The sequence below is a fragment of the Caenimonas sedimenti genome (assembly GCF_007833165.1).
In the GTDB taxonomy this organism is placed as follows: Bacteria; Pseudomonadota; Gammaproteobacteria; order Burkholderiales; family Burkholderiaceae_C; genus Ramlibacter; species Ramlibacter sedimenti.
On record NZ_VOBQ01000035.1, the window covers coordinates 1 to 9709 of the forward strand.

Sequence of the window (9709 nt, forward strand, 5' to 3'; positions counted from 1 at the left end):
ATGCTGAAAGGCCACGCTCGGTCATGTCCTGGACCAATTCGAGGCGGCGAAGGTACGTCAATCGGGCATTCTTATGGGTGTTCATCCGGGTGTTCGTGGAGAGTTGACTGGGGGTTTGGCGATTTCCCGTCTCTCAAAACTTCTCCGGGTGAACACCCGAAACAACCTATTGAACCTTCACACCTAGGCCTCGACCAATCCGTCGACCGGCGCCAGGCCCAGACCGCGCGCCAGCTTCGCCCACTCCGCGGTCGTCAGGTGCGGCCGCGCGGTGTCCAGGATGGCCTGGAACGCCGGCGCCGGCGCCTTGCCGCGGATGTCGGCGAGCAGCACCAGGCGTTCCGCCGGGTTCATGAACGGCACCATCCAGCGGGCGACGGCCATCATCTCCTCGGGCGGGATGGACGCCACCAGGCGATCGTGGATCGCGATCAGCTCCGCGTCGGTGTAGCGCGACCACAGCACGGCGTTGTGGGCGGTCTCCTCCACCTGCATGTGCCAGAAGTTGTCGGCGATGAAGAGCGACAACTCGCGGTACAGGTGCTGCGCGGCGGCGGGGCGCGCACTGATGCCGGCGCCGCGCAGGTCCGCCACCAGGTTGCCCAGGCGGGTGATGTGCGTCAGGTGGTCCTGGTGCTCGTGCGCGATCGCATCGCTCGCGCCGGGTGCGCGCACTTCCATCGCCACGTGCACGTGCTCGTTCTCGTGCTGCAGGTGGGACGCACAGGCGCCCAGCAGTTCCAGCACGCGCTGCGTGACCTGTGCGAGTTCGACCGCGTCATCGCAGTCCATGCGGCCCACGGCCAGCAGCGTGTCGGCCATGAAGGCGCGCAGCGCCTTGTGGATGCCGGTGTACATGTCGACGCGCGCTGGGGCGGCGGTGACTTCCTGGATGTCGTCCGAGACGATGTTCATGGCTTTCTTTCCTTCTTTCGCTGGTGGATACCGGCAACAAGGCCGTGGAAAGAAGTCTAGGAACGCGGCGCGCTCCGCGTTCTGAAGAAAAGCCTCAGCAAACCCTCAGCAAACCTTAAGCCGCGACGGGCTCGGGCTTCGCGTGATCTGCTTCACGGGAGGATTTGGCAGCGGCCTTCACCAGGTCCGCCGCCTTCTCCGCAATCATGATCGTCGGCGCATTGGTATTGCCGCCGACGATGCGCGGCATGATGGAGGCGTCGATCACGCGCAGGCCTTCGACCCCGCGCACCCGCAGTTCGGCATCCACGACGTCCAGCGGTCCGTTGCCCATGCGGCAGCTGCCGACGGGGTGGTAGATGGTGTCGGCGTAGGCACGGATGAAGGCCTCGATCTGCTGTTCGTTCTGCGCGCCGGCGGAGGACGCCAGTTCGCGTCCGCCCTGGCCCGCCAGCGCCGGCTGCCGCAGGATGTGCCGCATCGCCTGGAAGCCGCGCACCAGGCGCCGCACGTCGTCCGCGTCGCCCAGGAAGTTCGGGTCGATCCGCGGCGCGGCCAGCGGATCGGCGCTTTGCAGCTGCACGCTGCCCCGGCTGCGCGGGCGCAGCAGGCACACATGGCACGAATAGCCGTGGCCGAACACCGTCTTGCGGCCATGATCCACCAGCTTGCCGATGACGAAGTGCAACTGCAGATCCGGCAACGGCTCCGACGGGTCGCTCTTGATGAAGCCGCCGGCTTCGGCGAAGTTGGTCGTGAGCAGGCCGCGCCGGTGATTGCGCCATTCGAAGATCGCCTTGACCATGTTGACGATGCCGCGGCCGGACAGGCCGAACAGGTCTTTCAGGTGCGGCGCATCGATGACCTGGACCACGTCCACGTGGTCGTGCAGGTTCTGGCCGACGCCCGGCAGGTCGTGCACGACGGCGATGCCATGTTCACGCAGGTGCGCGTGCGGACCGATGCCGGAAAGCAGCAGGAGTTGCGGCGACAGCAGGGCGCCCGCGCTGAGCAGCACCTCGCGGTTGGCCTGCACCTGCTTCGTTTCGCCACCCTGGCGGTATTCGACCCCCACGGCGCGCCGGCCTTCGAACAGGATGCGCGTGGCGTGCGCGCCGGTGATCACCTGCAGGTTGGAGCGTTGCCGGTTCGGGGCCAGGTAGGCCTTGGCCGCGCTGAAGCGCTCGCCGTTCTTGTGGGTCACCTGGTAGAGCCCGACGCCCTCCTGTTCCGCGCCGTTGAAGTCGCGGTTTTCCGCGTGCCCGGCCTGCTTGCCGGCTTCGACGAAGACCGGCCCGAAGCGGTGCGGGCTGCGCAGGTCCATCACGTTCAGCGGGCCGCCCGTGCCATGGAACGCGTCGGCGCCGCGTTCGTTGTGTTCCGAGCGCTTGAAGTAGGGCAGCACGTCCTGCCAGCCCCAGCCGGCGTTGCCTTCGGCCGCCCAATGGTCGTAGTCGGCGCGGTGCCCGCGCGCGTAGATCATCGCGTTCACGGAGCTGGAGCCGCCGAGCACCTTGCCGCGGGGCTGGTAGCCGCTGCGGCCGTTCAGACCCGGCTGCGGCGTGGTCTGGAACGCCCAGTTGGCTTGGCCGTTCTTCGCCAGCACCGCCAGCCCACCCGGGCAGTGGATCAGCACGCTGGTGTCCGGCGGGCCGGCTTCCAGCAGTGTGACCTGCACCGAAGGATCTTCGCTCAGGCGCGCGGCAAGCACGCAACCGGCGGATCCGCCGCCGACGATGACGTAGTCTGGCATCTGGCTGTCTCCTGTGCTGCCGGCGCCGAGTCTAAAGTAGTCAAGACTCGTTAGCGCATGTAACATCGCCGCCATGAAGGCTGGGATGTTTTGGGGAGGGGCGCGGGCTTGAACGCTGAAGCGCGCGAGCAGGCAGGCGTGGTGACGCCTGAGCCGCCGCCTTCGGAGACGCTCGCCCTCCGGCCCAGCCACGAGCTGCTGAAGGTGCCGCCCGAGCGGGCGGAACCCGTCACGCCCGTGCCTGCGGCGGCGTCTTCGGCGCCAGTGGCGGCCCCGGTTGCCGCCCACGCGCAAACGCAAGTGCCGGCCACGCCCCGCCCCGCACCTGTGGCCGCGGCCGCGAATGCCCAAACCGGCACGGACGGCCTCGATGCGCGGCCACAGGTCCAGGTGCAGTTCCATCCGCATTCGCTCACCTGGGTCACGGGCGGCCTGGCCTTGCTGGCCGGCTTCGGCTGGGTGATCGAGCGCCGGCGGCGGCGCCTGCTGGAAACGGACAAGGATTCGGTGTTCTGGGCCAATGCCCACCAGAGCGGCGCGTCCATCATCACGACGGCCGGCGGCCTCAATGACATCCTGCCGGACAGCCCGGACCCCGCGGAGGCGGCGCGGGCGATCTACGTCACGGCCATCGGCGAAACCAATTCGCGCCGCGAAGCGACGCTGATCGACCTGCACCAGTTGAAGGGCAAGCTGAAGCGCCGCCGCGAACGCGGCGACAACGTGGCGGCGCTGCTGCTGTTGCAGCAACACCTGGTCGATTTCCGCTACACCAGTCCCTGGGTGTTCCTCGAATTGCTGGAGCTCTACAAGGTGCTCGACCGGCAGATGGAATGGGAGATCGCGCGCGACGCCTTCAAGCAGCGTTTCGGCCAGAACGCGCCGACCTGGGCGGCGCCGTCCACCGAGGACACGCAGTTGGTGGAGGACCGCCAGCTCTCGGAAGAGCTGGCGCTGCACTGGCCCTACCGCGAGTCGCGCATGTTCATCCTGCGCTGGGTGCTGGGCGACCCGACCATGCGCCTGAAGAACTCCGGCCCACCGTTGCTGGGCCTTGGCATCTACCGCGACCTGATGCTGCTCGACTCCATCCTGGACGACGTCGTGGTCGTGCGCACGCAGCCGGCCGACTCGCTGCTTTAGCGCTTTAATCGAGGGCATGACTGCCCTTCCTGAAGCGCCCCCCGAGGGCAACATCGTGACCGAACGGCGCGGCGCGCTGCTGCTGATTGGCGTCAACCGCCCGGCCAAGCGCAACGGCTTCTCGCCGCGCATGTTCCGCGAACTGGCCGAGGCCTACACCCTGCTGGATGACGACGCCGAACTGCGGGTCGGCGTGCTGCACGCGTTCGGCGCGCACTTCACCGGCGGCATCGACCTCCCGATGCTGGCACCGCTGATGCGGCGCGGCGAGAAGGCGTTTCCGGAAGGCCTGGTCGAACCAACGGACCTGGGCACCCCGGGCTACCGGCGCCGCCAGAAGCCGATGGTGGCTGCCGTGCAGGGGATCACCTACACCCTGGGCATCGAGCTGATGCTGGCCGCCGACATCGTGGTGGCCGCGGACGACTGCCGGTTCTCGCAGCTGGAAGTGAAGCGCGGGATCATGGCCACCGGCGGCGCGACCCTGCGCATGGCCGAGCGGGCCGGCCTGGGCAACGCGATGCTGCACTTGCTGACGGGCGACGAGTTCGGCAGTGCCGAAGCGTTGCGCCTGAACTTCGTGCAGAAGCTCGTGCCGGCGGGCCGGCAGCTCGATGAGGCGATCGGCATCGCCGAAGCCATCGCGGCCCAGGCGCCGCTGGCGGTGGTCGCCACGCGCCAGAACGCGCTGAAATGCGTCGAAGAAGGCCCCCTGGCCGCCATGGCCGAGTTCGCGCCAGTGCAAGGGCGGCTGGCCAACACCGAAGACGCCGCCGAGGGCGTGCGCTCGTTCGTCGAGAAGCGGCCGCCGCGGTTCAGCGGGCGTTAGTCGGTCATCCCCGCGCAGGCGGGGATCCAGGGCGTTCATGCATTGAAATGGAAGCTCTTGGATTCCCGCCTGCGCGGGAATGATGCATTCTTGTGACAATTTAAATTGCACACAATTTAATTTGGCGCTATAGTTCATCCCATGCCTCGCACCGCCACCCCCGCCAACCCCGCGCTGCTGCTGGACAACCAGCTGTGCTTCGCGTTGTATTCGGCGTCGCTGGCCATGACCAAGCTGTACAAGCCGCTGCTGGACGAACTGGGCCTCACCTACCCGCAGTACCTCGTCATGCTGGTGCTGTGGGAAGGCGACGGCCTGATGGTCACCGAGCTCGGCCAGCGCCTCTCGCTCGATTCCGGCACGCTCACGCCATTGCTCAAGCGGCTGGAAGCGTCCGGCCTGATCTCCCGCATCCGCGCCGTCGAGGACGAGCGGCGCGTCCACGTCACCCTCACCGCGGCCGGCCGCAAGCTGCGCGCGCGCGCCGACAAGGTGCCGGGCTGCGTGCTGGCCGCCAGCCAGTGCTCGCTGTCCGAACTCGTCCAACTCACCCGGCAGGTGCGCCAGCTGCGCGACCGGCTGGCCGGCTGACAAGCCCATTCCCCGCTTTCAAACCCCGCTTCGCTGCGAAGCCAACCCAAGGAAGACGACCATGACCCAGCTCGAAAAAGTGATGTACACCGCCAAGGCCCACGTGACGGGTGGCCGTGATGGCGGCACCGCGAAGACCGACGACGGCAAGCTGGACATCCAGCTGTCCTCGCCCGGCACCGCCGGCACGGGCACCAACCCCGAGCAGCTGTTCGCCTCGGGCTATGCCGCCTGCTTCATCGGCGCGATGAAGGCCGTGGCCGGCAAGATGAAGCTGACGGTCCCGGCCGACGTGGCCGTGGATGCCGAAGTCGACCTGGGCCCGATCCCGAATGCGTACGGCATCGCCGCGCGCCTGAACGTCAGCCTGCCTGGCATGGACCGTGAAGTGGCCCAGCAGCTGATCGACACGGCGCACAAGGTGTGCCCGTACTCCAACGCCACCCGCGGCAACATCGACGTCAAGATCAACCTCGTCTAGAGGTGAACAAGCAGCTCTGGCCGCGCCTGGCCGTCGCCCTGGTGGCGCTGGAACACATCTACATCCTCGTGCTCGAGATGTTCCTGTGGACCACGCCCAGGGGGCTGGCGACCTTCAACCTCACGCCCGAGTTCGCGCAGGCGTCGGCTTCGCTGGCCGCCAACCAGGGGCTCTACAACGGCTTCCTGGCGGCCGGCCTGTTCTGGGGCCTGGCCACCGGGGATCGCACGTTCAAGCTGTTCTTCCTGGCCTGCGTCATCGTGGCCGGCGTGTTCGGTGCAGTGACGGCGCTGCCGAAGATCTTCTTCATCCAGGCGCTCCCGGCGATCGTCGCCGCGGCCCTGGTGCTGTGGCTCGACAGGAAGCCCGCGCAGGCCTGACCAGCCTCAGGCTGTCGCGCATGTGGCCTGCCCGTGTTGAACGGGCAGGCCTTTTCGTTTAGCGTGGGCGCATGACCACCACCCTCCTCGTGCGCAGGGACCAGCTCGCCGACAGCCGGCTGGTCACGCGTGAAGACGCTCCGCTGGCCGACGGCCAGATCCGCGTGCGCGTCGACTCGTTCTCGCTGACCGCCAACAACATCACCTATGCCGCTTTCGGCGATGCCATGCAGTACTGGCAGTTCTATCCCAGTGGCGAGGAAAGCTGGGGCGTGATCCCGGTCTGGGGCTTCGGCACCGTCGTGCAGTCCCTGCACCCCGGCGTGGCTGTGGGCGAGCGGCTCTATGGCTATTGGCCCATGGGCAGCAGCGCGGTCCTGGAGCCGCGGAAACTCAACGCCGGCAGCTTCAGCGATGGTGCGGCGCACCGGGCTGAATTGCACCCGGTCTACAACCAGTACCAGCGCTGCAGCGCCGACCCGTTCTACACGCCGGAAAGCGAAGACGAGCAGGCGGTGCTGCGGCCGCTGTTCGCGACTTCCTGGCTGATCGACGACTTCCTGGCCGACAACGATTTCTTCGGAGCGAAGCGGATCATCCTGTCGAGCGCCTCCAGCAAGACGGCGTACGGCACGGCCTTCCAGTTGCACCAACGGGCCGGCATCGAGGTCATCGGGCTCACCTCTGCGGGCAATCGGGAATTCTGCGAGCGGCTGGGGTGCTACCACCGCGTGATCGCCTATGAGGAGCTCGACCTCATCGACGCCGGCACGCCTTGCGTCTATGTGGATTTCGCCGGCAACGCCAAGCTGCGGGCGGCCATCCATGCGCGCTTCACGGAGCTGCGCTTCAGCTGTTCGGTGGGCGGTACGCACGTGGAAGCGCTGGGCGGCGCACGCGACCTCGCGGGTCCCCGCGCCACCCTGTTCTTCGCACCTGCGCAAATCAAGAAGCGCCAGGCCGACTGGGGCGCGGCCGGGCTCGGCGAGAAGCTGGTGGCCGGCTGGCACGCCTTCCAACGCAAGGTGACGGATGCCTCCGCACCATGGCTGCGCGTGCAGCGCCATGAAGGCTCCGAGGCCGCGCAGCGCGCCTACCAGCGCATGCAGGCGGGGGACACCGATCCCGCGCTCGGACACATCCTCACCATGCGTTGAGAGGACGCGGCGACAATCGCCGCATGTCCGACACGCGCCACCCGTACGAAACCCTCACGCCCGACGCGGTGCAGGACGCGCTCGCCGGCGTCGGCCTGTACGGCGATGGGCGCCTCATGGCGCTGAGTTCCTATGAGAACCGGGTCTACCAGGTTCACCTGGAAGATCCGTTCGAAGGCCATGCGATCGTCATCGCCAAGTTCTACCGGCCGGAGCGCTGGACCGAAGCGCAGATCGCCGAGGAGCACGCCTTCTCCGCCGAGCTGGCGGCGGCCGAAGTGCCGGCCGTCGCGCCGCTGGCGCCCGGCGGCAGCACCTTGCACCGCCACGGCGACTTCTGGTTCAGCGTGAGCCCGCGCCGTGGTGGCCGCCAGCCCGAGCTGGACGACGGCGAGGTGCTGGAATGGATCGGCCGCTTTCTTGCCCGCCTGCATGTCGTCGGCGCGGCGAAGCCATTCGCGACGCGGCCGGCGCTGGACGTGGCCACCTTTGCCATCGAACCGCGCGACTGGCTGCTGGCGAACGGCGCGGTGCCGATGGAAGTGGAACGCGAGTGGACCGAGGCCTGCCATGCCGCCATCGCCATGGTCGAGACCGCCTTCGCTGAAGCCAAGGCCGCCGGCGTGCGCCAGCTGCGGCTGCACGGCGATTGCCATCCCGGCAACATCCTCTGGACGCCCGATGCCGGGCCGCATTTCGTGGACCTCGACGACGCGCGCACCGGGCCGGCCGTGCAGGACCTGTGGATGCTGCTGTCGGGCGACCGTTCACAGCGGCAGAAGCAACTGGGCGCACTGGTGGATGGCTACGAGCAGATGCGCGAATTCGACCGCAGCGAACTGGCGCTGATCGAACCGTTACGCACGCTGCGCCTGATCCACTACAGCGCCTGGCTGGCCCGCCGCTGGGATGACCCGGCTTTCCCGCGCGCTTTCCCCTGGTTCGGCACGCCCGACTACTGGCGCGACCAGCTGCTGATGCTGCAGGAGCAGGCGGAAGCGATGGCGGAGCCGCCGCTGGTCGCGTAGCGGCCCCCCGCAGCCGCCAGGACAAGAATGGCGGACGATCGGACAAGCGCGGACGCCGCGCCGCGCGTAAGCTGCGCCCCATGACGAGCCTGGCTGCTTCCGCCACCGCCTCCACCCTCCCCGACCGCCTGGCCGGCTGGATGGTCGGCACCTGCGCCGTCATGGTGATGCTCGGCTTCGGCGCCATCGTCAACATGGCGGTGTTCCTCACACCGCTGGCGGCGGAATTCGGCTGGTCGCGCGGCGAGCTGTCGCTCGCCTATTCCTTCGCCACCATCGGCACCGGGATCGGCGGCATCGTCATGGGGCACTTCGCCGACCGCCTGCCCGTGCGGCGGCTCGCGCTGTGCGGCGCCATCGTGCCCGGCGTCGCCCTGCTGCTGCTGGCGCGGATGCAGACGACGTTCGAGCTGTACCTGCTGCACGCGGTGATGGGCCTGTTCGGCATCGGCGCCCTGATGGCCCCGCTGAACAGCGCCGCCGCGCTGTGGCTGGCCAAGCGGCCCGGGCTGGCCATCGGCCTGGTCAATGCAGGCGGCGCGCTGGGCCAGGGCGTCCTGCCCTATCTCGCCCGCAACCTGGTGCTGATCGAGGGCTGGCGCGCTGCCTACGCGACACTGGGTGTCATCTATCTCGTTTGCATGGTGCCGCTGGCCTTCTTCCTGCGCGACCCGCCGCGCGCCGCGGCCGCCGACCTGGCTGCTGCCGCGGTTGCGGCCAGCCCCTACCGGGTTTCCCGCAACATGATGCTGGCCTGGCTGTGCGTCGGCGTGGTGTTCTGCTGCGTGTGCATGGCCACGCCGATCATGCACGTGGCCACCTTCGGCGCCGACCGAGGGCTCGGCCCGCGCGAATCCGCCGGACTCCTCGCCGTGATGATGGTGTGCGGCATGGCGGGCCGCATCGGCTTCGGCAAGCTGGCCGACCGCTTCGGCAACCTGCAGGCCTACATGGTGGCGTCGGCGGGGCAGACCTTCTTCACGGCGCTGTTTCCGCTGGCACAGACCAGCACCGAGCTGTATCTCCTGTCCGCCGCCTTCGGCCTGATGTTCAGCGGGTCCATGACTTCGCTGATCCTGTGCGCCCGCGAGTACGCGCCGCTGGGCCGCACCGGCCTGTTCATCGGCATCGCCATGTTCTTCGGCTGGCTGGGCATGGCGCTGGGTGGCTGGCAAGGCGGCCTGTTCTACGACCTGTGCGGCAACTACGACACTTCGTTCACGAACGGGGGCTTCAGCGGCGTGGCGAACCTGCTGGTGCTGGGACTGTTGTGGACGTTGTCGCGGCCCGCCAGGACGCCGCCGCGCTAGGGCCTGTTCACACAAATATCTGCGCTCTCGTTCGGACCCTGCGGGGATGCTCGGTGGGTGGGCAAAGGGGGTCAAGACTGGGCGTCTTGACCCCCTTTGCACGCCCGGCGAGGGCCCCGCAG

Annotated in this window: 10 protein-coding genes; 8 read left to right on the forward strand and 2 right to left on the reverse strand. The window is 68.2% G+C overall.

Going from position 1 to position 9709, the window contains the following annotated elements:
* Positions 1-183: 183 nt before the first annotated feature.
* Both FN976_RS28475 and FN976_RS28480 read right to left on the reverse strand, forming a co-directional pair.
* Positions 184-915, reverse strand: a complete 732-nt coding sequence (locus FN976_RS28475) for a hemerythrin domain-containing protein (RefSeq protein WP_145897438.1) — start codon at positions 913-915, stop codon at positions 184-186.
* A gap of 115 nt (positions 916-1030) precedes the next feature.
* Positions 1031-2668 (reverse strand): GMC family oxidoreductase, encoded by a 1638-nt coding sequence (locus FN976_RS28480; RefSeq protein ID WP_145897440.1) that lies wholly within the window; start codon positions 2666-2668, stop codon positions 1031-1033.
* A 108-nt stretch (positions 2669-2776) separates the two neighbouring features.
* Here FN976_RS28480 and FN976_RS28485 point away from each other — a divergent pair, with 108 nt between their 5' ends.
* The 8 genes from FN976_RS28485 to FN976_RS28520 all read left to right on the forward strand — a co-directional run bounded on the left by FN976_RS28485 (position 2777) and on the right by FN976_RS28520 (position 9587).
* Complete coding sequence (locus FN976_RS28485) at positions 2777-3811, forward strand: hypothetical protein (protein WP_145897442.1); 1035 nt, start codon at positions 2777-2779, stop codon at positions 3809-3811.
* Between the two features lie 16 nt (positions 3812-3827).
* The gene (locus FN976_RS28490; RefSeq protein ID WP_145897444.1) at positions 3828-4640 is read left to right on the forward strand and encodes a crotonase/enoyl-CoA hydratase family protein; all 813 of its coding nucleotides are present in this window, start codon (positions 3828-3830) and stop codon (positions 4638-4640) included.
* A 141-nt stretch (positions 4641-4781) separates the two neighbouring features.
* Complete coding sequence (locus FN976_RS28495; protein ID WP_145897446.1) at positions 4782-5231, forward strand: MarR family winged helix-turn-helix transcriptional regulator; 450 nt, start codon at positions 4782-4784, stop codon at positions 5229-5231.
* A 61-nt stretch (positions 5232-5292) separates the two neighbouring features.
* A complete protein-coding gene (locus tag FN976_RS28500) occupies positions 5293-5712 on the forward strand; it encodes an organic hydroperoxide resistance protein (protein ID WP_145897448.1) in 420 nt (139 codons plus the stop codon).
* Between the two features lie 2 nt (positions 5713-5714).
* Entirely contained in the window at positions 5715-6092 is a 378-nt protein-coding gene (locus FN976_RS28505) for a DUF1304 domain-containing protein (protein ID WP_145897450.1), read from the forward strand.
* 71 nt (positions 6093-6163) lie between these two features.
* Positions 6164-7249, forward strand: a complete 1086-nt coding sequence (locus tag FN976_RS28510) for a DUF2855 family protein (protein ID WP_145897452.1) — start codon at positions 6164-6166, stop codon at positions 7247-7249.
* Positions 7250-7272: 23 nt separating this feature from the next.
* Entirely contained in the window at positions 7273-8277 is a 1005-nt protein-coding gene (locus FN976_RS28515; RefSeq protein ID WP_145897454.1) for a serine/threonine protein kinase, read from the forward strand.
* A gap of 80 nt (positions 8278-8357) precedes the next feature.
* The gene (locus tag FN976_RS28520) at positions 8358-9587 is read left to right on the forward strand and encodes an MFS transporter (RefSeq protein ID WP_145897456.1); all 1230 of its coding nucleotides are present in this window, start codon (positions 8358-8360) and stop codon (positions 9585-9587) included.
* Positions 9588-9709 lie beyond the last annotated feature (122 nt).

What these genes read in the sequence shown, in the direction of transcription:
- FN976_RS28480 (WP_145897440.1), bottom strand. Translation starts at nt 2,668, where the DNA reads ATGCCAGACTACGTCATCGTCGGCGGCGGATCCGCCGGTTGCGTGCTT.
- FN976_RS28520 (WP_145897456.1), top strand. Translation starts at nt 8,358, where the DNA reads ATGACGAGCCTGGCTGCTTCCGCCACCGCCTCCACCCTCCCCGACCGC.
- FN976_RS28510 (WP_145897452.1), top strand. Translation starts at nt 6,164, where the DNA reads ATGACCACCACCCTCCTCGTGCGCAGGGACCAGCTCGCCGACAGCCGG.
- FN976_RS28515 (WP_145897454.1), top strand. Translation starts at nt 7,273, where the DNA reads ATGTCCGACACGCGCCACCCGTACGAAACCCTCACGCCCGACGCGGTG.
- FN976_RS28500 (WP_145897448.1), top strand. Translation starts at nt 5,293, where the DNA reads ATGACCCAGCTCGAAAAAGTGATGTACACCGCCAAGGCCCACGTGACG.
- FN976_RS28495 (WP_145897446.1), top strand. Translation starts at nt 4,782, where the DNA reads ATGCCTCGCACCGCCACCCCCGCCAACCCCGCGCTGCTGCTGGACAAC.
- FN976_RS28490 (WP_145897444.1), top strand. Translation starts at nt 3,828, where the DNA reads ATGACTGCCCTTCCTGAAGCGCCCCCCGAGGGCAACATCGTGACCGAA.
- FN976_RS28475 (WP_145897438.1), bottom strand. Translation starts at nt 915, where the DNA reads ATGAACATCGTCTCGGACGACATCCAGGAAGTCACCGCCGCCCCAGCG.